Raw genomic sequence first — 24,429 nt, forward strand, 5'->3', positions numbered from 1 at the left:
AAGCCGTGATTATAAGCCAGGCGGCCATTTCATTCCGGGGCGGACTCTGGCACCAACAGCAACCTGCCCAATTTTTGTGCAGCATGGCGCACCTGGGCCAGGCTCAAGGCCGTATAACCGAGCAGCACGGCCGGTGCCAGCCTGGCGCCATGGCAAAAGTCGCCGAGCGGCTGCAGCGCCAGTCCCTCTTGCGCGGCGCGCGCGCAAAACGCCTGCTCGTCGCTGTCCGGCGGCAGCCACAGCACGCAATGGAAACCCGCCTGCTGTCCAGTGACCGTGTAGCGCCCGGGCGCGGTCTGCTCGAGGCAGGCCAGCAACAGGTCGCGCCGCTCCTTGTAGGCCAGGCGCGCCTGGCGCAAGTGGCGCACGAAGGCGCCTTCCTCCATCCAGGCGGCCAGCGCCAGCTGTTCCGTCACGCCCACGGAGCGGCCCGTCAACTGCACGATGCGCAGCAACTGCGGGCACAAAGCGGGCGGCAGCACCATGAAGCCCACGCGCAGGCCGGCAAACAGGGTTTTATTAAAACTGCCACAGTAAATCACGCGCTGGTACTGGTCCAGCGCCTTCAGGGCCGCCAGCGGCGCGCTGTGGTAATTGAATTCGCTGTCGTAATCGTCTTCCACCACCCAGGCGCCATTGTCGTTCGCCCATTCCAGCAAAGCCAGGCGGCGCGTGACGGACATGGTCACGCCCAGCGGCGACTGGTGCGCCGGCGTCACATACGCGAGGCAGGCGTCCGCGTGCGCGGCCAGAGCGGCGCAATCGATGCCCTCGGCGTCGACGGCAATGTCCACCGGCACGGCGCCGGCCAGGGCGAACAGGGCGCGCGCGGCCGGGTAGCCCGGATCTTCCAGGCAGACTTTATCGCCGTCGCGCACGATGCCGCGCGCCAGCAAGTCGATCGCGTGGCGGATGCCGGTCGTGACGACGATGTCCTGCGGGTCGCAGCGGATGCCGCGGTACTTGGCGAGGAAATCGGCGATCTGCTGGCGCAGCTGGAGCAGGCCGGCCGGCTCGGCGCTGCACAGCTGCTCCGGCGTGACGGCGGCCAGCGCCCGCGTGGCGCACTTGGACCAGGCGGCCATGGGAAACAGGCTGGCGTCGGCGCGCCGCGCAACAAACGGCAATCCGTCGCGCACGCCCGTGTCCGATGCGGGCGCGGGCGCCACAGCCGGTGCCGCCAGGGTGGCCTCGCCAAATCCTGCCATCAAAAAACGTTCCGGCACGACGGCGCACACGCGCGTGCCGGAGCCGGGCACACGGGTCACGTACGCTTCCGCGTGCAGGCGGTCGAACACGGTTTCGATGGTGCCGCGCGACAACTCCCACCGTTCGGCCAGGGTACGGCTGGACGGCAAACGGCTGCCGGCCGGCAGCATCTTCGTCAGGATGGCCGAGCGCAGCGCTTCATACGCGCCATCCTGCTTGTTGACGCCTTCCTTGTCGAGCCAGCTGGTCGGGCGAGGCAAGTCCAGGGCGTGCGGTGATTTTCCTCGCGGCATGATAATCGTCCAAGTGGTCCAATGAGTTTTCTGATGAGTGGCACTTCGCATTACACCACAACCATCCTACTCTCACCGTTCCGGTGCGCCAGCGGGGCGCACGCTTGTATGGATCGTATAAACAATGCAGAAACAAATCGCTGTATGGGCCTGGGGCGGCATCGTGCTGCTGCTGGTCTGCCTGTCGCGCATCAGCATCGACATCTATTTACCTTCGCTGCCGGCCATGGCCGATGCCCTGCATGCCAGCGATGCCCAGTTGCAATTGACCTTGAGCCTGTTCATGGCCGGTTCGGCCGCCTCGATGCTCGCTTGCGGGCCGTTGGCCGACCGCTACGGACGCCGTCCCGTGCTGCTGGCCGGCACTGGCATTTTTGTGCTCGCCAGCATCGTCTGCACCGTGACCAGCGACGTGCACGTGCTGATCGCCGCGCGCGTGCTGCAAGCGTTCGGCGGCTGCAGCGGCACCATCATCGGCCGGGTCATGGTGCGCGACCGCTTCGATCCCGCCACGCAGGCGCGCATGCTGGGGAAAATTTCGATGGTGATGGGCTTGTCACCTATCCTAGCGCCGCTGGCCGGCAGCGTGCTCGACGCGGCATTCGGCTGGCGCGCCGTGTTTGGCGTGTTGTGCCTGCTGGGGGCGCTGTCGCTGGGGCTGATCGCCGCGTATGTGCCGGAAACCAGGCCGGCCAGCGTCGTACCACAAGGACATACCCTGGCCCTGTACCGCCGCCTGCTGGGCGATGCGTATTTCCTGCGCTATGCGCTGGCCATCGGCTGCGTGTATTGCACGTATTTCCCGTTCATCGCGGAATCGTCCGTGCTGTTGCAAAGGGGTATGCATCTGTCGCCGCATGCGTATGCGCTGGTGTTCGCGCTGACGGTCAGCGGCTATATCGCCGGATCGAGCCTGTTTCGCGCGCTGGGACCGCGCCTGGGCGCCGATTACATGCTGGGCGTGGCGGTGATGATCAATGTAGCGGGCGCGGCCAGCCTGTTGCTGGCGGGTACGTTGGCGCCACAGCACGTGGCCTCGCTCGTGGCGCCCATGCTGCTGGTGATGGTGTCGGTGGGCATGGCGATTCCCGCCTGCCAGCTGGCCGTGCTGCAGCCGTATGGCGACCAGGCGGGCAGCGCCTCGGGCCTGTTCTTCTTCGTGCAGATGCTCATCACGGCCGTTTGCGGCGCCGTCATCGCCGCCATCACGGACGGCAGCGAAAAACCGCTGCTGTGGGTAACGGCGGCGGCCAGCGCGGCCTTTGCCCTCGTGTGGCGGCTGACTAAGCCAGTTGCGGCAACGGCACCTGCGCCAGCCACTGCTGCACGCTAGCCCGCTGCCACTGGGCCAGCGCATAGTCGCGCAGGGCAGGCGGCACCGGCTCGCCGCTCTTGATCAAACGCAACAGCATCAGGGCCAGGTCCGTGTCGGCGATGCTCCAGGCGCCAGCCAGGTAGTCACCGTGCACAAGTTCGCCCGCGATCTGCAGCAGCTTGGCGGCCGCGGCCTGCGCCGCCGGCGACAGCGGCGCATGGTCCGCGCGGGGCGGGTGGAACACGACGGTGGAATCGCGCTCGTTGCGCAGCGCCAGCAGATCGCTGCGCAGCCATGCCTGCACTTGCCGCGCCCGCGCCCGCTGGCGTACGTCGCGCGGCAGCACCGATGGATAGTCGGGCGCGGCAAAGACGTCGTCGAGGTAGTCGGCAATGGCGTTCGATTCCGTCAGAATAAAGCCATCATGGTCGATGGCGGGCACGCGCTGCGTCAGGCTCAGGGTGCTGAACGGCGGCTGGCGCGCCGCGCCCGCGTCCAGGTCGACGTCCTGCACTGTGAAGGAAACCCGCTTTTCGCTCAGGGCGACAAAGGCGGACAGGGAGTACGGGCTGATGCGGTTGCGGTCGACATACAAAATGAGAGACATGGCGGGCCTTCCTTTGGATAAGTGAACAGGATTCATCATAAAGCGCCGTGTGAAGCTAACAAAACGAGTTATATTCGTTGTTGTTGTTACTTTTATTCACATCAAACGCCATGTCCAGACTGCCTAATTTTTCAGCATTACGCGCCTTCGAGGCGGCCGCCCGCCACGGTAATTTTTCGCGCGCGGCCGAGGAGCTGCACCTGACGCATGGCGCCATCAGCCACCAAGTGCGCAAGCTGGAAGAAGAGCTGGGCTTGCCGCTGTTCCTGCGCAACGGCCGCCACGTGACGGTCACGCCGCAGGGGCGGCAATTTGCGCTGGTGCTGGGCAAGGCTTTTACGGAGATCGCCACGGCGGCGCAAGCGCTGCGGCCCGCGCCCGCCAATACGCGGCTGACGATCACGGCGATTCCCTCGTTTGCGGCGCGCTGGCTGGCGCCGCGCCTCGGGCATTTCATCGAACGTCATCCCGGCATCGAAGTGCTGCTGCAAACGAGCGGCGCCTTGCAGGACCTGGAAGGCGAGGGCATCGACGTGGGGATCCGCTTCGGCCGCGGCCATTATCCGGGCCTGCTGGTGCAGCCACTGATGGGCGACGTGTATTACCCCGTCTGCAGTCCCCATTACCGGGGCGGCAACTTGCCGGCCACGCCGGCCGAACTGGCGCAGGCGACCTTGCTGCGCTCGCTCGAACCGTGGCGGCCATGGCTGGCGGCGGCCGGCTTGCCATTGGCCGAACCCGTGGGCGGCGTACTGTACGAGGATTTGTCGATGCTGATACGCTCGGCCATCGATGGCGACGGCGTGGCGCTGGTGCGCCATGTGGTGGCGCTGCAGGAGGTGGCGGCGGGTCGGCTGGTGCGCCTGTTCGATATGGCCGTGCCCTGCGCCGACGCGTATTACCTGGTCAGCCCGCCCGCTGCGGCGCAGCGCGAGCCGGTGCGCGCCTTCCGTGCCTGGCTGGGCGAAGAAATCGCCGCCTTCCAGGCACGCGAAGCGCCCACCTTGCTTACATGACGATCTTGACCATCGGGTGGCCCGACAGCGCCGTGTACAGGGCGTCGAGCTGCTCGCGGCTGATGGCGCGCACGGTGACGGTCAGGCCCGTGTAATTGCCCTTGCCCGATGGGCGCTCTTCCATGCGGCCCGCGTGGAAGGTCGGGTCGTGGCTGATGACCAGCTCGAGCATGGTCGGTGCGAAATCGACATGCGTCGGGCCCATGATCTTGATGGGAAAATCGCTCGGGTATTCGATCAGCGATTCGCTAGGGGGAATCGTCACTTCGGTCGGTGGGGTCGTTTGCATGGGAAATCCAATCAGTGCCGGTCAGAACAGGCAGCGCTTATCGCGCGGCGGCTGCATAAAAGCGTATTGTAGCCAACTTTGAGGGCGGCTGCGCCAGCCGCCATGGCGCAGACGGCAAGGCAAAAAAAAAGCCAGCTGGGTAAGCTGGCGGAAAACTATTTCGTTTGGACAAAATAGCCGGAAAAGCGATGCTGTCACTTGGAGGATAAGCAGTGGTCGTACTGTAGACAAACCACGGCGGCTTTACCTCCGGTATGTGACGAACTGCGCATTTCACGGTGTGAATGTCGATACGGGGCGACAGACGGCGCGGCCGTCAGCGCTCCACCTCCTGCATCCGGCCATTGCGGCCGGGACCGCCGCGCTCGTTGTTACGCTCATGGTTGCGCTCACGCGGCGGATTGGCGCGCTCGGCACCGCGCGCTTCCTGGGGCGGACGGGCGGCTGGGGCCGGCATCGGCGGCGGCGCGGGGCGCGGCTGGGCCACGGGCGGCGGGGCAGGCAAGGACGGCGGCGGCGCCGTCTGCAACGCTTCGCGGCGGGAGCCACGCTCGGCGCGGTGCCAATCGGCGCGGGGCCGCTCCCCGCCACGCCACTCAGGGCGGGCCACATGATCTTGCACGGGCGGCAAAGCCGGCATGGCCGGCATCAGGGGCTGTTGCGGCACCGGTGGCTGGGCCGGCACGGGCGGCCGGTTCGGCTGCAGGGGACGCGGCGCCATGTGCGTCAGGCCATCGTCCGTCTGCAAGCGGCCGGGACGGTTCACCCAGTCGCGCCGGGGCTCCCTGTCGCCGCGCGGCGCATCAACGGGACGCTGCCAGTTGCCAGCCGGCGCAGGCGCCGTGCTCAACGGCAAGCTTTGCATGACGGGCGGCGGCATGGTGGTGCGGTTGCGGCGCGGCACGTCGACCGTCCGCGAGCCGCCAAAACGCTCGCCGGGCAGCATCGTCATGCCTTCGCGCCGTTCGCGCTCACCCGCCACGGGGCGGCGCCCCTCGGCCATCCGGTTGATGCGGCGCTCATACTCGGCGCTGGCGCGGTAGCCGGGCACGTAGCGCTCATGCGGCGACAAAGGAAACCAGCCGACGCCGGGGCGCTGGCCATGATGTGGTCCGTTATGTGGTCCATGATTACCGCCGACCCAGCCCACCAGGGCCGGCGCCCAGGGCACGCGGCCGCGCTCACGTCCCGGCGCCCAGCCCCAGCGGTGGCCCAGCAGCACCCAGCGGCCGTAGTGCGAGGGCGCATAGCCCCACGGCGCATTGTCGACCCAGGTCCAGCCCCACGGCGCGATCCACGTCCAGCGCCCGTCGCTGTACGGCGCCCAGCCGGCCGGCACCGCGCTGGGCAGCCACAAGGGGCCGTATTCCGCATCTTCCTGCCAGGCGCCGTAGCGGTCCAGCTCTTCATAGCCGGTCGTATCGTCCGTGACATAGCGCAAGGCCGGCGCGGCGGCAGGCAAGGCTTCGGGCCAGTTGTCGAAGGCGATCCGCTGCAAGGCACCCGTGCGCAGCTCCTCGTCCGTCAGCTCGGCGCGCTTGCCGGCACGCAAGGTCACGCTGCCCGTCGCGCCATCCACGTCGGCCGCACCGTCGAGCACGCTGACAACGCTGGCGCCGGGCTGGCGCCCCGCCTCGATGCGCACCCAGCCCGGCTGGGTCAGGATCACGCGGGCCTGGGCTGTGGTCAGCTCGAAGCCGCGCAGCGCGTCGGGATTGCGCACGCGCACGCTGACCGTGCCATAGCTGAGGTGCAATTTGAAACTGTCGTCATCGAGCTCGCTCACTTCCAGTTCGGAATCGCCATCGAGGCGCACGGCGGCCGCGCCCACGCGAAACTCGGCCAGCGCGCCGCGCATGGTGCTCAAACGGTTATCCGTCGTGACGGGCCAGTTCAGCAGGGCGTTTTGCGCATCGCCATCGCCGGCGCGCACCAGCACCTGCCCTTCGACGGTGGAAATACGCCCCACGCGGGCGGGCGGATCCTCGGCCAAGGCCAGGGAGCATGCCGACGACAGCAGCACGGCGCACACGGTGTTGAGCAGAGGGAAAGACAGGATAGGACGCATGGCAGCGCTCCAGGCAGGACTTACAAGGACAACATGCTCCGATTACATCCGCATCAGGCGGACATCGCAAGCGGGCTTACAAATGTTTGCATATTGACTTCGTTCAGGATGCCGTCTGGCCACCGCGCTTGACGAAGAACAGGGCCGCGCCGACAGCCATCAGCAAGCCGCCAAAGAAGCGGTTCTGCTTTTTCACGGCCTTGGCATCGCGGAAAAAACGCTGCATTGACGAGGCGAGGAAGGCATAGCTGTGCATGACGATCTGATCGATCGTGCACATGGTGACGGCCAGGATCAGCAGTTGCGGCAGCAAGGGCGCGGTAGGGCTGATGAATTGCGGCAACACCGCCACCATGAAGATGATGCCCTTCGGATTCGTCACGTTCGTCAAAAAACCCGTCAGCACGCGCCGGCGCCAGGACGGCACCACGGCGTCGGCATGCAGGTCGCCGGCCACCGCCACCTTGGCGCGCCACTGCGACAGGCCCAGGTAGATCAGGTACAGGGCGCCCACCGTCTTGACGATATTGAACGCCACTTCGGAGGCCAGCAGCAGGGAGCCCACGCCGGCGCCGGCGATACCGAGCACCACCAGCAGCCCCAGCTGCAGGCCGAGAATCGTCGCGCTGGCCTTTTTCACCCCGTACGACAGGCCGTGCGACATCGACAGCACGGCGCCCGAGCCGGGTGAGACGGCGATGATGGAGGCGGCGATGACAAAGGTGATCCAGGTAGCAAATGGCATGCGGTTTCCAAAAAATGGTGGAGATCAACAATTTTAACCCGCTCAGTGCGGCCTTGCCGGCCCGCCCTGAGGTAAGATCGCAGTCATGCCTTACCTGGGCCATCCCTTGCCGTACAACCAAGAATAACATCATGAAAAACAACACTTTCCTCGCTCCACGATTCCCTGCCACCAAAGCGGGAGCGCGCTGAGATGGCCGGCTCCAGCCTGTTGGCCCTGCTCGACGACATCGCCAGCATCCTCGATGACGTTTCCCTGATGACCAAAGTGGCCGCCAAGAAGACGGCCGGCGTGCTCGGTGACGACCTGGCCCTGAACGCACAGCAAGTGGCCGGCGTGCGCGCCGAACGCGAATTGCCCGTCGTCTGGGCCGTCGCCGTCGGTTCGCTGAAGAACAAGGCCATCCTCGTGCCCGCCGCGCTGGCCATCAGCGCGTTTGCGCCGTGGGCCATCACGCCGCTCTTGATGGTGGGCGGCGCCTACCTGTGCTTCGAGGGTTTTGAGAAGATCGCGCATAAATACCTGCACCCGGACGACAGCCACAAGGCCGAGCTTGCCCAGGCGCTGCGCGACCCGCAGGTCGACCTCGTCGCGCTGGAAAAAGACAAGATCAAGGGCGCCATCCGCACCGATTTCATCTTATCGGCGGAAATCATCGTCATCGCGCTGGGCACGGTGGCCGCGGCCACCTTCGCCGAGCAGGTGGCTGTCGTCGTCGGCATCGCCCTCATCATGACGGTCGGCGTGTACGGCCTGGTGGCCGGTATCGTCAAGCTCGACGACGCGGGCTTTTACCTGGCGGCGCGCAAGGGCGCGGGCGCGCTGATGGATGGCGTGCGCGGCTTTGGCCGCATGCTCGTGTCGGCGGCGCCGAAACTGATGAAATTTCTCTCCGTCGTGGGCACCCTGGCCATGTTCATGGTCGGCGGCGGCATTCTGACGCACGGCTGGCCGTGGGCCAGCGGCATGCTGCACCACGCGGAAGCAGCCGTCGGCGGCGTGGCCGGCATCGGCCCCGTGCTGGCAGCCGTCACGCCCAGCCTGATCAACGCGGTAGCCGGCCTCATCGCTGGTGGCCTGGTGCTGGCCGGCGTCACGGCCGTGTCGGCTTTGTTGCGCATGGTCAAGTCAAGCAAATAAACTTTCTGGTCTGATGGGGCGGCAGGCGCATCCGTGCCTGCCGCCCCGGCCATGCCGGCGGCGCCGTCCGTCCATGGAGACCCTATGCAGACTTCCCCCATCCAACGTCCCAGCAGCGCCTTTATCGGCGCCTCCTGGGCGGCATTGCTGATCGGCGTCATCACCTATCTGTCCGGCCTGTGGAACGCCAGCATGGCGCTCAACGAGAAGGGCTATTACTTCACGATCCTCATGTACGGCCTGTTCGCCGCCATCTCGCTGCAAAAATCCGTGCGCGACCGCGCCGAAGGCATCGCCGTGACGGGCATCTATTTCGGCCTGTGCTGGATTTCCGTGCTGCTGGCCTTGCTGCTGCTGACGGTCGGCCTGTGGAATGCCACCCTGCAAAACAGCGAGAAGGGTTTCTACGCGATGGCATTCCTGCTCAGCCTGTTTGCCGCCGTGGCCGTGCAAAAGAATGTGCGCGACGTGGCGCGCGCCTCGGGCGCGACGCCTGCCGAAGTGCCGGGAACCTAAATCGCGCCGGCGCGTCTACCTGTGTATCCACGTAAGGAGGCGGCGATGAGCGACCAGCAAAAACGTTTGCAGATGGCACTGGACGCGGCACACATGGCGATCTGGGATTCGCGCATCGTCGATGGCCAGGTGATCGACGGCACGGTCAGCTGGTCGGCCAGGGGCGCCACCTTGCTGGGCCTGGAAGAGCGCCCGCTGACGCAACCGTTCCGCAGCTTTCTCGACTGCGTGCACGCCGACGACCGAGGCAAGGTGCTCGGCGTGCTGCAGGAAGCCGTGCGCCAGCGCGACGGCTACGCCCTGCAATACCGCGTCGTCTGGCCCGATGGCAGCGAACGCTGGCTGGCGGCCAAGGCGCAAGTGTTCACGGATGCGGATGGCCAGCCCGACCGCACCCTGGGCATCATCTGGGATATCACCGAGCACATGCTGCGCGAACTGCTGATCGCCGAGCGCAAGGAACTGGCCGAAGTGACACTCAGCTCCATCGGCGACGGCGTCATCACCACCGATCCGTACGGCAAGACACGCTACCTGAACCGGGTGGCCGAGCAATTGACGGGCTGGAGCAACGAACTGGCACGCGGCATGGATATCAGCCAGACCTTGCCGCTGGTCGACGAACGCACGGGCGAAGCGCTCGAACACGTGGCATACAAATGCCTGCAGCAGCGCCAGGCCATCGGCATTTCAGCGCATTCGCAGCTGGTCACGCGCGATGGACGGCACATCGCCGTGGAAGACTCGGCCGCGCCGATCTGGTCGCGCGACGGCGACATCCTCGGCGCCGTCGTCGTGTTCCGCGACGTCAGCCATGAGCGCAAGCTGAGCCAGCAACTGTCGTGGCACGCCACGCACGATACCCTGACGGGCCTGATCAACCGGCGCGAATTCGAACACCTGGTTGCCGGCGCCCTGCACACGGCCAAGCAGGATGGCCACGTGCATGCGCTGCTGTACCTGGACCTGGACCAGTTCAAGGTCATCAACGATACCTGCGGCCATGGCGCCGGCGACGTGCTGCTGCAGCTGCTGGCGAAAATGCTGCAGGCACAAATGCGCGACAGCGACATCCTCGCGCGCCTGGGCGGCGACGAACTGGGCGTGCTGTTGCCGCACTGTCCGCTCGACCATGCACGCCAGATCGGCGAACAGCTGCGCCAGTCCATCCGCGATTTCCGTTTCGCCTGGGATAGCCGCAGTTTTGAGCTGGGCGTGAGCATCGGCATGGTCGAAATCAGCCAGGACAGCAAGTCCATGAGCGAGCTGCTGAGCGCCGCCGACCAGGCCTGCTACCTGGCCAAGGAGCAGGGCCGCAACCGCATCCATGTCTACCAGGAGTCCGACGTCATGCTGGCCCAGCGGCACGGCGAAATGCTGTGGATTTCGCGCCTGAACGAAGCGTTCGCCCACGATTACTTCCGCCTGTACGCCATGCCCATCGTGCACCTGAACGACAGCCAGGAACACCACGACGAAGTGCTGATCCGCATCCGCAACAGCCAGGGCGACCTGATCTTGCCGGGCGCCTTCATCCCCGCCGCCGAGCGCTACGACATGATGCTGTCCATCGACCGCTGGGTCATCCGTGCCGTCTGCGCGCATATCGAGAGCGTGCGCGACAGCCTGCCGCCGATCGAAGCGATGGCGGAAAGCCGGCGCCGCGCACCGGCCCTGTATTCCGTCAACCTGTCGGGCATGTCGCTGGCCGATGCCGGCTTGCACGACTACATCACCGAGCAGTTCGTGCAATTCGCCATCGCGCCCGAGCAGCTCTGCTTTGAAATCACGGAAACGGCCGTTATCGCCAACCTGCCCAAGGCACAAGTGTTCATGCGCCAGCTCAAGGCCATGGGCTGCCGCTTCTCGCTCGACGACTTCGGCAGCGGCTTTTCCTCGTTCGGCTACCTGAAGGCCCTGCCCGTCGACTATCTGAAGATCGACGGCGTCTTCGTGCGCGACATCGCCAGCAACGCCATCAACCGCGCCATGGTCAAGGCCATCAATGAAGTGGGCCACGTGATGGGCTTGAAAACGGTGGCCGAATACGTGGAAGACGAAGCCACCCTGGCCGTCATCCGCGAGCTGGGCATCGACTACGCGCAAGGCTACGCCGTGGGCAGCCTGCGCCCGCTGACGGCGGGCGTGGATTAGCCACCAACGGCAACCAGTAGCTTTAAAACAATGCCGCATTGCTATCGCTAAATGCGTGCAAGCACGACCAATCTGGAGGATTTTGATCTACATCAATAAATTTGCGCAGGCGACTCCTTACACTGATCTCCATTCTTGCAATCGTGCAAGTCTTACTCACCAATTAGCTATTCAACTGATCAGGAAGCCGCGACCATGCGACAAAATTTGCCAGTGACTAACCGTGAAGTCCTCGTCCTGGACGATCAGGCCATCGTGTCGAAAACGGATATGAACGGCAATATCGTGTATGTGAATCCGTACTTCAGCCAGGTCAGCGGCTTCAGCGAGGCCGAGCTGCTCGGTTCGCCTCAGAACATCGTGCGCCACCCGGACATGCCGGCCGAAGCGTTTGCCGACCTGTGGGCCTCGGTCCAGGCCGGCACGCCGTGGACGGGCCTGGTCAAGAACCGCTGCAAGAACGGCGATTTTTACTGGGTGCGCGCCAACGTCACGCCCATCCGCGAAGCGGGCAAGACCATCGGCTACATGTCCGTGCGCGTGAAAGCGGACAAAGATCAGGTGAAAGCGGCCGAGGAAGCCTACGCGGCCATCCGCAACAAGGAAGGCGGCAACATCATCATCAAGCACGGCCAGATCGTGCGCCCGGGCTTGGCGCACCTGCTGCACAACCTGACGCACATGTCGCTCAACCTGCGCATCTGGGCCGCCACCTCCATCGTCAACTGTCTGCAACTGCTGGTGTGCGTCATCAGCCTGTTCGCCAGCGGCGGCAAGATCACCAATTACGCCATCTTCGGCGCCACCCTGTTCGGCTTCCTGATCAACGTCTTCCTCTGGTACACCTTGCGCATGTCCGTGCTCAAGCCGCTGGGCAAGGCCCTGAACGGCGCGCGGGCGATTGCCGCCGGCGACCTGTCGGGCAGTTTCGAGACGGACAGCACGGATGAAATGGGGCAATTGCTGCGCGCGCTGCAACAGATGAACAGCAACCTGATCGCCACCATCCGCGACGTGCGCATCAACGTGGAAACCATGGCCGTGGCCACCAGGCAAATTGCCGTCGGCAATATGGACCTCTCGGGCCGCACGGAATCGCAGGCGGCCAGCCTGGAAGAGACGGCTTCGAGCATCGAGGAATTCTCGTCGACCGTGAAACAGAACGCGGACAATTCGGTACAGGCAAATGAACTGGCCGTGGCTGCCTCGAAAGTGGCCGTGCAGGGCGGCGAGATCGTCTCCGAAGTGATCACCACCATGGACGACATCAACACCTCGTCGAAGAAAATCGTCGACATCATTGGCTTGATCGAAGGCATCGCCTTCCAGACCAACATCCTGGCCCTGAACGCGGCCGTGGAAGCGGCGCGTGCCGGCGAGCAGGGCAGGGGCTTTGCCGTCGTGGCGGGCGAAGTGCGCAACCTGGCGCAGCGCTCGTCCGTGGCGGCCAAGGACATCAAGCAACTGATTGAAATTTCCGTCGGCAAGGTGGGTGCCGGCATGCTGCAGGTGAACCGCGCCGGCGCCACCATGGAACAGGTGGTCAGCTCCGTCAAGCAGGTGACGGCCATCATGCAGGAAATTTCCATTGCTTCGCGCGAACAGAGCATCGGCGTCGACCAGGTCAACCAGGCCATCGCCCATATGGACCAGGTGACGCAGCAGAACGCGGCCCTCGTGGAAGAAGCCGCCGCGGCCGCCACGCGCCTGGCGGAAGAAGCGGCCAGCCTGTCGCAAGCCGTGAGCCTGTTCAATTTCGGCAAGATGCCGCCACCGCGCCGCGTCGCCACGCCCGGCGGCAAGTCGGGTGCTGCGGGTGCCGCGAATGCCGGCAAACCCGCCATGAAACGCCTGGCCGCCTAAACCTTTCAAGACTTCATACACATCATGCCTACACTACTCAGCAGTGCTTCCGCCGACCTGGACGCCGTCGTCGAATTCGACCCGGTCATCATCGGCAAGATGAGCCAGTCCGGCCCCCGCTACACGTCCTACCCGACCGCCGACCGTTTCCATGCCGACTTTGGCTATGGCAACTTCCTCGAAGCGCTGGCCGCCCTGCGCATGCGCGGCGGCCGCCGTCCGCTGTCGCTGTACGTGCACGTGCCGTTCTGCGACACCCTGTGCTACTACTGCGCCTGCAACAAGATCATCACGAAAGACCGCAGCAAGGCCGCCACCTATCTCAGCTATTTAAAGCAGGAAATCGCCATGCAGGGCAAGCTGTTTGCCGGCATGAACCAGATCGAGCAATTGCACTTCGGCGGCGGCACGCCCACCTACCTGAGCGAAAAGCAGATGGACGAACTGATGGCGCATTTGCGCCAGCATTTCGAATTCGCTTCCGATGAAGACGGCGAGTATTCGATCGAGATCGACCCGCGCACCGTGTCGCGCGAGCGCGTGTTTTCGCTGCGCGCACAAGGTTTCAACCGCATCAGCCTGGGCGTGCAGGATTTCGACGCCGACGTACAGAAGGCCGTCAACCGCATCCAGCCGGAAGCGGAAACGGTAGCCATCATGCAGGCGGCGCGCGACGCCGGTTTCCGCTCGATCAGCATCGACCTGATCTATGGCTTGCCGAAGCAAAACCTGGAAACGATGACGGAAACGCTGCGCAAGGTGATCAACGCCAGTCCCGACCGCATCGCCCTGTACCACTACGCGCACATGCCGCATCTGTTCAAGCCGCAGCGCCGCATCCTCGACGCCGACATGCCCGACAGCGCCACCAAGCTGGCCATGCTGGGCCTGTGCATCGCGCGCCTGACGGCCGCCGGCTATGTCTACATCGGCATGGACCATTTCGCCAAGCCGACGGACGACCTGGCCGTGGCGCAACGCCAGGGCCGTTTGCACCGCAACTTCCAGGGATACTCGACGCGCGCGGAAGCGGACCTGATCGCCTGCGGCGTGTCGGCCATCAGTTCCGTCGGCGCAGTCTACAGCCAGAATGAAAAGACGCTCGACGCGTACTATGAAAAGCTCGACGAAGGCGTACTGCCGATCGCGCGCGGCATCAAGCTCGACACCGATGATTTGTTGCGCCGTATCATCATCCAGATGCTGATGTGCAATTTCGAATTGTCGATCGCCAGCATCGAGCAGGCACACCCCGTGCAATTTCGCAGCTACTTTGCCAGCGAGCTGGACAAGCTGCGCGAACTGGCGCGCGACGGCTTGCTCGTCATCGAGGAAGACTGGCTGACGGTGACGCCGAAAGGGCGCTTGTTGATCCGCAATATCTGCATGGTCTTCGACCGCTACCTGACCATGGCGCGCGCCAATACGGCACCGGACGCGGTGCAGCCGCTGCGTTACTCGAAAACGGTGTAGCGCCACGCGATGAACGCCCTCAGCCTCGTGCCCATGTTCCTCGTCGGCCTGGCCGGCAGCGTGCACTGCATCGGCATGTGCGGCGGCATCGTGGGCGCCCTGTCGCTGGGCGGCGGCGCACCGGCCCCAACACGTCCCGTGATCGCCATCGCCGTGGCACGGCCGGCATTGCAGACAACCTTGCAATCGAACGTGCTGCGCGTGCTGGCCTACAACGGCGGGCGCATAGTCAGCTACATGCTGGCCGGCGCCCTGGCCGGCAGCCTGGCGGGCGCGGGCATGCTGCACCTGGCGTCACTACAAGTGGCCGGCTACTGGCTGGCCAACCTGATGCTCGTTGCTTTGGGCCTGTACCTGATGGACGCCTGGCGTGGCCTGGCCCATCTGGAAGCGGCCGGCAACGTCGTCTGGCGCCGCGTGCGCCCCCTGCTGAAACCGTTGATGCCGATGGATACGCCGTTCAAGGCGCTGGCAGTGGGCGGGCTGTGGGGCTGGGTGCCGTGCGGCATGGTCTACAGCGCGCTGCTGACGGCCATGATGCAGGGTTCTGCCCTGAACGGCGCGGCCACGATGGCCGCCTTCGGCCTGGGTACCCTGCCCACTTTGCTGGGCATGGGTTTGCTGGGCACGCGCTTGCGCACGCAGATGCAGCGCCGTCCCGTGCGCATCGCCAGCGGCTTGCTGGTGCTGGGCTTTGGCTTGCTGGGCCTGCTGCGCGCCGCGAATGGCGTCTCGCTGGGCTGGCTCGACGCCCTGTGCGTCACGGGCCATCCATGAAAAGACGCTTGAAAACAAACCTATGAATGCTGTTTTACAACCCTCCGCCTGCTTCCATTGCGGCTTGCCCGTGCCCGCAGGCTCCAGCTGGAACGTCACCATCGACGACGTGCCGCGCGCCATGTGCTGCCCCGGCTGCGAAGCCGTGGCGCAAACCATCGTCGACATCGGCCAGAGCGCCTACTACCGCGACCGCGACGAATATGCCGTCAATGCGGCCGATGCGACCATGGTACCGCCCGAACTGCGCCTGTACAGCAATGACGACGCGCAATTCGCGCGCGACGCCAGCAGCTGCGAAGCGACCCTGTCCGTCGAAGGCATCCGCTGCGCCGCCTGCGTCTGGCTGATCGAGCGTCAACTGACGCGCCTGCCCGGCGTGCAGGCGGCCAGCCTGAACGTTGCCACGGAGCGCCTGTACGTGCGCTGGAGCCGCGCCCAGTGCGAGCCGGGCGACATCCTGCAAGCCGTGCGGCAAGTCGGCTACACGGCCTATCCGTACGACGCCGTGCGCCATGGCGAACGCCTGCAAAAAGCCAGCAAGACCCTGGGCCGCCAGCTGTTCGTGGCCGGCCTGTCGATGATGCAGGTGATGATGTACGTGGCGCCTGCCTACCTGGCCGAGGATGGCACCTTGGACGACAATATGGCCAGCCTGATGCGCTGGGCCAGTTTGCTGCTGACCCTGCCCGCCATCTGTTACTCCGCCATGCCGTTCTTCCAGGGCGCCTGGGCCAGCCTGCGCGCGCGCACCCTGGGCATGGACGTGCCCGTCGCGCTGGGCATCCTGGCGGCCTTCTTCGGCAGCGTGGTGGCGACCTTCACGGGCCGCGGCGAGGTGTATTACGACTCGGCCACGATGTTCATCTTCCTGCTGCTGTGCAGCCGCTATTTCGAGCTGCAGGCGCGCCGCAAGGCCGCTTCCGCGCTTGAGCGCCTGCAGCACGCCTTGCCAGCCTCCGCTTCGCTGATGGCGGGCTTTCCCGACAACCGCGCCACCACCCTGGTGCCGGCCGGCAGCCTGGCCGTCGGCGACATCATCCTGGTCAAGCCGGGCGAAGCGATCGCCGCCGACAGCGTCATCGTCGAGGGCACGAGCGCGCTCGATTTGTCCTTGCTGACAGGCGAGAGCGCGGCGCAGCGCAGGAAAACGGGAGAACGGGTGCCGGGCGGGGCCATCAACGCCAGCGCAGCACTCATCTTGCGCGTGCTGAAACCGGCGCGCGAAAGCACCTTGTCCGATTTATTGAAACTGATCGAGCGGGCCGGCAGCGGCAAGCCGCAGATCGCGCAGTGGGCCGACAAGGTCGCCGCCTGGTTCGTGCTGGGCCTGCTGCTGTTCGCCGTCGCCGTGTTCGCCTTCTGGAGCTGGCATGACCCGACACAGGCCTGGCCCGTGGCCATTGCCGTGCTGGTTGTGTCGTGCCCGTGCGCACTGTCGCTGGCCACGCCGACGGCGCTGGCGGCCGCCACCGACAGCCTGCTGCGGCGCGGCGTGCTGATCGTCCAGCCCCACGTCCTGGAAACCCTGCACCGCGCCACCCACATCGTCTTCGACAAGACGGGCACCTTGACCCTGGGCCGGCCCGTGCTGCGGCAAATCGAGGGGCTCGGCAGCCTGAGCGAAGACGCATGCCTGCAGGTGGCCGCCGCGCTGGAAGCGGGCAGCGCCCATCCGCTGGCGCAGGCGATCCTGGCGGCAGCGGATGAGTTGCCAGGACAGCAACTTCGCATGCATGCGCAACAGTTGCAGGAAGTGCAAGGCCAGGGCCTGGAAGGCATCGTCGATGGCGTGCGCTACCGCCTGGGCAATGCGGCCTTTGTCGCCGCCATCGCCGGGCCGCCGCTGGGCGACACGGCCGTCGGCATGCAGGGCATGACGCCGCTGTACCTGGGCACCCAGGGCCGCTGGCTCACGCGTTTCCTGCTCAGCGACGCGCTGCGCCCGGAAGCGCGCGACGTCGTCGCGTATTTCCACCGGCACGGCAAGCAGGTCGTGCTGCTCAGCGGCGACCAGGAAGCGCTGACGCAAAGCGTAGCGACGGAACTGGGCATCAACACGGCATGCGGCGAATGCCTGCCCGATGAAAAGCTCGATTTCGTGCAGCAACTGCAGGCAACGGGCGCCGTCGTGGCGATGGTGGGCGATGGCATCAACGACGCGGCCGTGCTGAGCGGCGCCGACGTGTCCTTCGCCATGGGTTCCGGCGCCGCGCTGGCGCAGGCGCATGCGGACACGGTGCTGCTGTCGAGCCAACTGGTGTCCGTGCTCGACACGGCGAAGACGGCCGCGCGCAGCATGCGCATCATCCGCGAAAACCTGGGTTGGGCTACCCTGTACAATCTGACGGCCATCCCGGCCGCCGCGCTGGGTTTCTTGAACCCCTGGCTGTCCGGCGTCGGCATGGCTGCCAGCTCGGCCGTCGTCATCGCCAACGCCCTGCGCCTGCGGAAAGCCTGAACATGGAAGCACTGTATCTCCTCATCCCCTTGAGCGTCGTGGTCGTCTTCATCGCCCTGTGGGTGTATTTCACGGCCTCGGACGGCGGCCAGTTCGACGACCTCGTCGGACCGGGCCTGCGCGTGCTGCAGGACGACGACACGCCGCCCCAGCCGGCGCCCGGCGAACCGCATCCCTGACCTCCCAGCCCGGCCGGCGCGTCTGCCCCCAATCCGCCCGGATTGCAGGGATCTTGTATGGCTTTTTTGAGCGGAATTTGACCGAAATACCGCTTTATTTCGATGCCAGTTCGCTACGCTTATTTCATCCGGGGAATTTTGATCCACATCAAAGTTTTTTCACGGTCAAACACTTACTCTCTGGCCACCATCATAAATAGTAATTCCAGGGAGAGTCTTTGTGGATCAATCGCTGAACTATAACTACAAGATCGTGAAGCAATTCGCGGTCGCTACTGTGGTATGGGGCATCATCGGCATGCTGGTTGGCGTTATCATCGCCGCTCAGCTGGCCTGGCCTGCCCTGAACCTCGACATACCATGGCTGACATACGGACGCCTGCGTCCGCTGCACACGAATGCGGTGATTTTCGCCTTCGGCATCTGCGGCCTGTTCGCTACCTCGTACTACGTTGTCCAGCGCACCTGCCAGGTGCGCCTGTTTTCCGACAAACTGGCCGCCTTCACCTTCTGGGGCTGGCAAGCCGTGATCCTGTGCGCCGTCGTTACCCTGCCCATGGGCATGACACGCGGCAAGGAATACGCGGAACTGGAATGGCCTATCGCCATCCTCATCGCCGTCGTCTGGATCGCCTACGCCATCGTGTTCTTCGGCACGCTGATCAAGCGCAAGGTCAAGCACATCTACGTGGCCAACTGGTTCTTCGGCGCCTACATCCTGGCCGTGACGATTTTGCACGTGGTCAATGGCGCCGTCATGCCAGCCTCGTTCACCAAGTCGTATTCCGCCTATGCGGGCGTGCAGGACGCCATGATCCAGTGGTGGTACGGCCATAACGCGGTGGGTTTCATCCTGACCGCCGGCTATCTGGGCATGGTCTACTACTTCATCCCGAAGCAGGCCGAGCGCCCCGTGTACTCGTACCGTTTGTCGATCGTCCACTTCTGGGCACTGATCTTCACCTACATGTGGGCGGGCCCGCATCACCTGCACTACACGGCATTGCCTGACTGGACGCAATCGATCGGCATGGTCTTCTCGCTGGTCCTGCTGGCGCCAAGCTGGGGCGGCATGATCAACGGCATCATGACCCTGTCGGGCGCCTGGCACAAGCTGCGCACCGACCCGATCCTGAAATTCATGATCGTCTCGCTGTCGTTCTACGGCATCGCCACCTTCGAAGGTCCGATGATGTCGATCAAGACCATCAACTCGCTGTCGCACTACACCGACTGGACCGTTGCCCACGTGCATGCGGGCGCTCTGGGCTGGGTGGGCTTCATCACCATGGGTTCGATCTACTACCTGCTGCCGCGCCTGGCTGGCCGCACGCAGATGCACAGCACGCGCCTGGTCGACGTGCACTTCTGGGTGGCCACCATCGGCATCGTGCTGTACATCGCCGCCATGTGGATCGCCGGCGTGATGCAGGGCCTGATGTGGCGCGCGGTCAATCCGGACGGCACCCTGACCTACACCTTTGTCGAGAGCGTGAAAGCGACGTATCCGTACTACGTGGTGCGCGTGGCCGGTGGCCTGCTGTACCTGTCGGGTATGTGCATCATGGGCTACAACACCTGGATGACCCTGCGCGGCAGCAAACTCCCCGTCGCCCGCATTCCGGAACTGAACGCGGCGCACGCCTGATAGGAGCGAAAGCAAATGAAATTTTCACATGCATGGATTGAGAAAAACCCCTGGCTGCTGATCGCCCTGGTCACGGTGGTGATCAGCATCGGCGGCGCCGTCGAGATCGTCCCCCTGTTCTTCCAGAAGAGCACGACGGAACCGGTCGCCGGCCTGAAGCCGTATTCGCCGCTGCGCCTGGCGGGCCGCGACATCTACGTGCGCGAAGGCTGCTACAACTGCCACTCGCAGATGGTGCGTCCGCTGCGCGCGGAAACGGAACGCTATGGCCACTATTCGGTCGCCGGCGAGTTCGTCTATGACCGTCCGTTCCAGTGGGGTTCCAAACGCACGGGGCCCGACCTGGCCCGCGTGGGCGCCCGCTACAGCGATGAATGGCACCGCACGCACTTGAACAACCCGCGCGACGTGGTGCCCGAGTCGAACATGCCGTCCTACCCGTGGCTGGCGAAGACCAAGCTGGTGCCTGACGAGATCGTGCCGAAGATGCGCGCCCTGAAACGCCTGGGCCAGCCGTACAGCGAGGAAGAGATCGCCGCCGGCCCCGCGCAGCTGCAGGACAAGACGGAAGAAGACGCCCTGGTCGCCTATCTGCAAGGCCTCGGTACATTAATCAAAACAAGGAATTAGCATGGCAATCGAAAACCTGTTTGACAGCGCCAGCAGCGTCATGACGGTGGTTTCCTTTACGACGTTCGTGGGCATCCTGTGGTGGACGTTCAGCCGCAGCAACAGCGACTTCGACGCGGCGGCACGCCTGCCGTTCGCCGACGACGCGCTCGACTATCCGGCCGAGGCCGAGATGAACCTGGCGAAGGAGCATAACCATGGCTGACTTTACCAATGGCTTCTGGAATATCTACATCATCGTGCTGTCCCTGCTGGGCATCATCGGCTGTGGCGTGCTGCTGTACTCGCAGTCGAAAGTGAAAGTGGTCGCCGGCGCCCCCGCCGACGGCACCACGGGCCACGTCTGGGACGAGGACTTGAAGGAACTCAATACGCCGATGCCGCGCTGGTGGATGTGGCTGTTCTACATCACCATCGTCTTCGCGCTGGCCTACCTGTTCCTGTATCCGGGCCTGGGCAACTATGCCGGCAGCCTGGGCTGGAAATCGACGGGCCAGTACGAGGAAGAGCTGAAGAAGGCGGAAGCCGACTACGGCCCCCTGTTCAACAAGTACCTGAGCCAGGACTTGAAGACGGTGGCCGCCGATCCGCAGGCGCAAGCCATCGGCCAGCGCCTGTTCCTGACCTACTGCGCGCAATGCCACGGTTCGGATGCGCGCGGCAACAAGGGCTTCCCCAACCTGACGGACAAGGACTGGCTGTATGGCGGCGAACCCGACATCATCAAGACCACCATCCTGCACGGCCGCAATGGGCAGATGCCACCGATGGGCGCCGCCCTCGGTTCCGAAAAGGATGTCGAGAACGTGGCCCATTATGTGCTGAGCCTGTCCGGTTCGACCTCGGATCCCGTCAAGTCCGTGCTGGGCAAAGCCAAGTTTGGCGCCTGCATGGCCTGTCATGGCGCCGATGCGAAGGGCAACCAGATGCTGGGCGCTCCGAACCTGACGGACAAGGTCTGGCTGTACGGCGGCAGCGCCGATACCATCATGGAAACCGTACGCAAGGGACGCAGCAACACCATGCCGGCCTTCAGCGATTTCCTCGGCGAATCCAAGGTACACGTGCTGTCGGCGTATGTCTGGAGCCTGTCGAATCCTCAGACGCCCGTGAAATGATGTAATGGAACCTCAAGTCATCAAGATGTATGCGGCCCGCGAGCAGATCTACCCTCGCGAGGCCAAAGGACGCTACGCTACCTGGCGATGGGTATGCGTATGGCTTACCCAGCTCGCGTTCTACGGCTTGCCGTGGTTGACCTGGAATGGCAGGCAAGCCCTGCTGTTCGACTTGACCACGCGCAAGTTCTACATTTTCGGCGTCGTGCTGTGGCCCCAGGATTTCATCTATCTGGCGGCCCTGCTGATCATCTGTGCGTATTTGTTGTTCCTCGTCACGGCCATTGCCGGGCGGGTGTGGTGCGGGTTCTCTTGCCCACAAACGGTATACACGGAAATTTTCCTGTGGGTCGAACGCCGCATCGAGGGCACGCGCAGCGCGCGCATGGCCCTCGACAAGCAGGGCCCGTCCGTGCGCAAGGCATTCAAGAAGACGGCCAAGCATGTGGTATGGGGCGCCATCGCCCTGTGGACGGGCTTTACCTTTGTCGGCTACTTCACGCCGATCAAGGAACTGGCGCAATCGGTGGTCACCTTGAATTTCGGTCCCTGGGAATGGTTCTGGGTCTTGTTCTACAGCCTGGCAACCTACGGCAACGCGGGCTGGCTGCGCGAGCAGGTGTGCAAATACATGTGCCCCTACGCGCGCTTCCAGAGCGCCATGTTCGACCAGGACACCCTGATCATCACCTACGATGCCAAGCGCGGCGAACCACGCGGCGCCATGAGCAAGAAGGCCGGCAACAACGACAAGCTGGGCGACTGCATCGACTGCACCCTGTGCGTGCAGGTGTGTCCGACCGGCATCGATATCCGCAACGGCCTGCAGTATGAATGCATCGGCTGCGCCGCCTGCGTCGATGCCTGCAACAGCGTGATGGACAAGGTCGAGCGGCCGCGTGGCCTGATACGCTACAGCACCGACCATGCGATGGAAAACAACTTCAATTCGAAGCAGATACGCCAGCGCGCCATGCGCCCGCGCGTCTTGATCTACACTTCCATCCTGGCCCTGATCATCATCGCCGTATGTACGTCGCTGGCCCTGCGCACGCCCCTGAAAATGGACGTGATCCGCGACCGCGGTTCGATGGGACGCGAAGTGGAAGACGGCATGATCGAAAACGTCTACCGCCTGCAGATCATGAACACGTCCGAGCAAAGCCAGCATTTTAAAATCAGCGCTTCCGGCTTGCCGGGCCTGACCTTGCTGACGCGCGAAGAAGTGACCTTGCAGCCGACGGAAACGCTGGGCTGGCCGATCCGCCTGCGCGTGCCGCACGGCGTGGGCGAGAAGGGGTCGAACAAGATTGCGATCGAATTGCAATCGCTGGACAACCCGTCGCTGCATGTGCGTGAAAGCGCGGTCTTCATCGTGCCGCGGTGATGCAGGAAGGCCGGTCCCCGCACGGGGGCTGGCCGTTTACAGAGGAGAAATACCATGTCCGACAGTCTGAAACTGCAGCCTCCCGTTGCACCGTGGTACAAGCATCGCTGGCCATGGCTGCTGATGATCGGTCCCGGCCTGTCCGTGGTCGTCGGCAGCTTCATGGGCTATATCGCCTTTACGCAGCCCGACGCGCTGGTGGTGGGCGATTATTACAAGCAGGGCAAGGCGATCAACCAGGATTTGAAGCGCGACACGATCGCCAGCGACCTGGCCATGGATACGAGCCTGGCGTACGACGTGGCGCAAGCGCGCCTGAGCGGTTCCGTGCACAGCTTCGGCAAGGCCTACCAGGGACCGCTGCAGCTGCACCTGGCGCATGCGACCCTGCCGGAAAAAGATATCAAGCTGCTGGTGCAGCCCGATGCGGCCGGCAATTTCTCGGTCGCGCTGCCGATGCTCGAGCGCAGCCGCTGGCAGGTGCTGGTGGAAAACGACAAGCGCGAGTGGCGCCTGTCCGGCATCTGGACCTGGCCCGTGCAGCGCAGCATCGCGCTGCATGCGGACGAAGAGTTATAAGCCTTACTTGCAGACGTCCGTGCCTGCCGTAATGGCTTTCAGCTTGGCTGGTTGCAGGATCTCGATCTCGCGGTTCGAGACGCGCAGCCAGCCTTCCTTCTTGAATTTCGACAATAAACGGCTGACGCTCTCGATGGTCAGGCCCAGGTAGTTGCCGATTTCCTCGCGCGACATGCGCAGCTGGAATTTGCTGCTCGAATAGCCGCGCGCTTCGTAGCGCGACGCCAGGTTGACGATGAAGGCGGCAAAACGCTGCGTCGCCTGCATATTGCCCAGCAACAGCATCACGCTTTGCTCGCGCGTGATTTCCTGGCTCATCATGCGGTGGAAATGACGCAGCAGGGTCGGCATATTGCCCAACAATTGTTCCAGGCTGGAAAACGGGATTTCACACACTTCGCTGTCTTCGAGCGCCACCGCATTACAGTGGTGGCGGTCGGCGCTGATGGCGTCCATGCCCAGCAGTTCGCCGGCCATCTGGAAACCCGTCACCTGCTCTTCGCCGCCCGGATTGATCTGGTACGTCTTGAAGTGTCCCAGGCGGATCGCGTACAGGTTCTGGAACGAGTCGCCGATGCGGAACAGCGAGGCGCCGCGCACGATCTTGCGGCGGCGGCCGATGATCTGGTCCAACCTGTCCATGTCGCCCATATCGAGGCCCATCGGCAGGCACAATTGATGCATGCTGCAGGTCGAGCATCGCGCACGCAACGCTTCCACGGTCACTGTGGGCAAGGTTGGAGTGAGTAGCGCTTCAGTCATGTCGGTACCTTTTAGAAAATGCAACAACAAGTTTACTGCATACAGGGTTGCCGTGTGCCAATTTCACCGCAATTTCGGCGAATAAACGACGTTCCGACTTTAATTATATGGCAACATCGTCAAAAGCCCATGCGGGGAGGGCCATTTGCGCGGCGCCGCTTGCCAACTTGATGTATTGATAGGAAAATTCCTAACAGCAT

At 64.2% G+C, this 24,429-nt stretch carries 22 protein-coding genes; 16 read left to right on the forward strand and 6 right to left on the reverse strand.

The genetic code is table 11. The features are described 5' to 3' along the window. Positions 1 to 29 precede the first annotated feature (29 nt). Positions 30 to 1,502 carry a MocR-like pyridoxine biosynthesis transcription factor PdxR gene (gene pdxR, locus V3C40_RS17715; protein WP_331778133.1) on the reverse strand — a complete coding sequence of 491 codons (1,473 nt, stop codon included), beginning with the start codon at positions 1,500 to 1,502 and terminating at the stop codon, positions 30 to 32. 124 nt (positions 1,503 to 1,626) lie between these two features. Here pdxR and V3C40_RS17720 point away from each other — a divergent pair, with 124 nt between their 5' ends. Continuing rightward, positions 1,627 to 2,835 carry a multidrug effflux MFS transporter gene (locus tag V3C40_RS17720; RefSeq protein ID WP_331778134.1) on the forward strand — a complete coding sequence of 403 codons (1,209 nt, stop codon included), beginning with the start codon at positions 1,627 to 1,629 and terminating at the stop codon, positions 2,833 to 2,835. Here the strand turns inward: V3C40_RS17720 and yfcF are convergent. After that, the gene (gene yfcF / locus V3C40_RS17725; RefSeq protein WP_331778135.1) at positions 2,786 to 3,424 is read right to left on the reverse strand and encodes a glutathione transferase; all 639 of its coding nucleotides are present in this window, start codon (positions 3,422 to 3,424) and stop codon (positions 2,786 to 2,788) included. The genes V3C40_RS17720 and yfcF overlap by 50 nt on opposite strands. A 110-nt stretch (positions 3,425 to 3,534) precedes the next feature. On the opposite strand from yfcF, the gene gcvA reads away from it, so the two are divergent. Further along, complete coding sequence (gene gcvA, locus V3C40_RS17730; protein ID WP_331778136.1) at positions 3,535 to 4,440, forward strand: transcriptional regulator GcvA; 906 nt, start codon at positions 3,535 to 3,537, stop codon at positions 4,438 to 4,440. On the opposite strand, the gene V3C40_RS17735 is transcribed toward gcvA, so the two are convergent. The 3 genes from V3C40_RS17735 to V3C40_RS17745 form a co-directional block, all read right to left on the reverse strand. Next, positions 4,433 to 4,729, reverse strand: a complete 297-nt coding sequence (locus V3C40_RS17735; RefSeq protein WP_034752493.1) for a DUF493 family protein — start codon at positions 4,727 to 4,729, stop codon at positions 4,433 to 4,435. The two genes, gcvA and V3C40_RS17735, sit on opposite strands and share 8 nt — an antisense overlap. A gap of 316 nt (positions 4,730 to 5,045) precedes the next feature. Further along, positions 5,046 to 6,797 carry a DUF6600 domain-containing protein gene (locus V3C40_RS17740; RefSeq protein ID WP_331778137.1) on the reverse strand — a complete coding sequence of 584 codons (1,752 nt, stop codon included), beginning with the start codon at positions 6,795 to 6,797 and terminating at the stop codon, positions 5,046 to 5,048. A gap of 103 nt (positions 6,798 to 6,900) precedes the next feature. Then, a complete protein-coding gene (locus V3C40_RS17745) occupies positions 6,901 to 7,542 on the reverse strand; it encodes a LysE family transporter (protein ID WP_331778138.1) in 642 nt (213 codons plus the stop codon). Between the two features lie 192 nt (positions 7,543 to 7,734). On the opposite strand from V3C40_RS17745, the gene V3C40_RS17750 reads away from it, so the two are divergent. The 14 genes from V3C40_RS17750 (at position 7,735) to V3C40_RS17815 (ending at position 23,467) form a co-directional block, all read left to right on the forward strand. Further along, on the forward strand, positions 7,735 to 8,682 hold the full coding sequence (locus V3C40_RS17750) for a DUF808 domain-containing protein (protein WP_331778139.1): 948 nt from the start codon (positions 7,735 to 7,737) through the stop codon (positions 8,680 to 8,682). An 84-nt stretch (positions 8,683 to 8,766) separates the two neighbouring features. Beyond that, entirely contained in the window at positions 8,767 to 9,198 is a 432-nt protein-coding gene (gene yiaA, locus V3C40_RS17755; RefSeq protein ID WP_331778140.1) for an inner membrane protein YiaA, read from the forward strand. 45 nt (positions 9,199 to 9,243) lie between these two features. Beyond that, a complete protein-coding gene (locus V3C40_RS17760; protein WP_331778141.1) occupies positions 9,244 to 11,352 on the forward strand; it encodes an EAL domain-containing protein in 2,109 nt (702 codons plus the stop codon). 195 nt (positions 11,353 to 11,547) lie between these two features. Continuing rightward, entirely contained in the window at positions 11,548 to 13,215 is a 1,668-nt protein-coding gene (locus V3C40_RS17765; RefSeq protein ID WP_331778142.1) for a methyl-accepting chemotaxis protein, read from the forward strand. Between the two features lie 24 nt (positions 13,216 to 13,239). Next, positions 13,240 to 14,688 (forward strand): oxygen-independent coproporphyrinogen III oxidase, encoded by a 1,449-nt coding sequence (hemN, locus tag V3C40_RS17770; protein ID WP_058050068.1) that lies wholly within the window; start codon positions 13,240 to 13,242, stop codon positions 14,686 to 14,688. 9 nt (positions 14,689 to 14,697) lie between these two features. Then, complete coding sequence (locus V3C40_RS17775) at positions 14,698 to 15,465, forward strand: sulfite exporter TauE/SafE family protein (protein ID WP_034752507.1); 768 nt, start codon at positions 14,698 to 14,700, stop codon at positions 15,463 to 15,465. Between the two features lie 22 nt (positions 15,466 to 15,487). Then, a complete protein-coding gene (locus tag V3C40_RS17780; RefSeq protein ID WP_331778143.1) occupies positions 15,488 to 17,926 on the forward strand; it encodes a heavy metal translocating P-type ATPase in 2,439 nt (812 codons plus the stop codon). A 2-nt stretch (positions 17,927 to 17,928) separates the two neighbouring features. Continuing rightward, entirely contained in the window at positions 17,929 to 18,105 is a 177-nt protein-coding gene (ccoS, locus tag V3C40_RS17785) for a cbb3-type cytochrome oxidase assembly protein CcoS (RefSeq protein ID WP_034752510.1), read from the forward strand. 220 nt (positions 18,106 to 18,325) lie between these two features. Next, a complete protein-coding gene (gene ccoN, locus V3C40_RS17790) occupies positions 18,326 to 19,753 on the forward strand; it encodes a cytochrome-c oxidase, cbb3-type subunit I (protein WP_034752511.1) in 1,428 nt (475 codons plus the stop codon). A 15-nt stretch (positions 19,754 to 19,768) separates the two neighbouring features. Further along, entirely contained in the window at positions 19,769 to 20,383 is a 615-nt protein-coding gene (gene ccoO, locus V3C40_RS17795; protein ID WP_034752513.1) for a cytochrome-c oxidase, cbb3-type subunit II, read from the forward strand. Position 20,384: 1 nt separating this feature from the next. Continuing rightward, on the forward strand, positions 20,385 to 20,588 hold the full coding sequence (locus V3C40_RS17800; RefSeq protein WP_034752515.1) for a cbb3-type cytochrome oxidase subunit 3: 204 nt from the start codon (positions 20,385 to 20,387) through the stop codon (positions 20,586 to 20,588). After that, the gene (gene ccoP, locus V3C40_RS17805; RefSeq protein WP_034752517.1) at positions 20,581 to 21,501 is read left to right on the forward strand and encodes a cytochrome-c oxidase, cbb3-type subunit III; all 921 of its coding nucleotides are present in this window, start codon (positions 20,581 to 20,583) and stop codon (positions 21,499 to 21,501) included. Before V3C40_RS17800 ends, ccoP begins: the two co-directional genes overlap by 8 nt. A gap of 4 nt (positions 21,502 to 21,505) precedes the next feature. After that, a complete protein-coding gene (gene ccoG, locus V3C40_RS17810; protein WP_331778144.1) occupies positions 21,506 to 22,888 on the forward strand; it encodes a cytochrome c oxidase accessory protein CcoG in 1,383 nt (460 codons plus the stop codon). A gap of 54 nt (positions 22,889 to 22,942) precedes the next feature. Beyond that, positions 22,943 to 23,467, forward strand: a complete 525-nt coding sequence (locus tag V3C40_RS17815) for a FixH family protein (protein WP_034752521.1) — start codon at positions 22,943 to 22,945, stop codon at positions 23,465 to 23,467. Positions 23,468 to 23,470: 3 nt separating this feature from the next. Here the strand turns inward: V3C40_RS17815 and fnr are convergent, their stop codons facing one another. Continuing rightward, positions 23,471 to 24,229, reverse strand: a complete 759-nt coding sequence (gene fnr / locus V3C40_RS17820; RefSeq protein ID WP_034752524.1) for a fumarate/nitrate reduction transcriptional regulator Fnr — start codon at positions 24,227 to 24,229, stop codon at positions 23,471 to 23,473. Positions 24,230 to 24,429 lie beyond the last annotated feature (200 nt).

Origin of the sequence: Janthinobacterium sp. LS2A (assembly GCF_036543145.1) — a bacterium.
GTDB classification, from domain to species: Bacteria; Pseudomonadota; Gammaproteobacteria; order Burkholderiales; family Burkholderiaceae_D; genus Janthinobacterium; species Janthinobacterium aestuarii.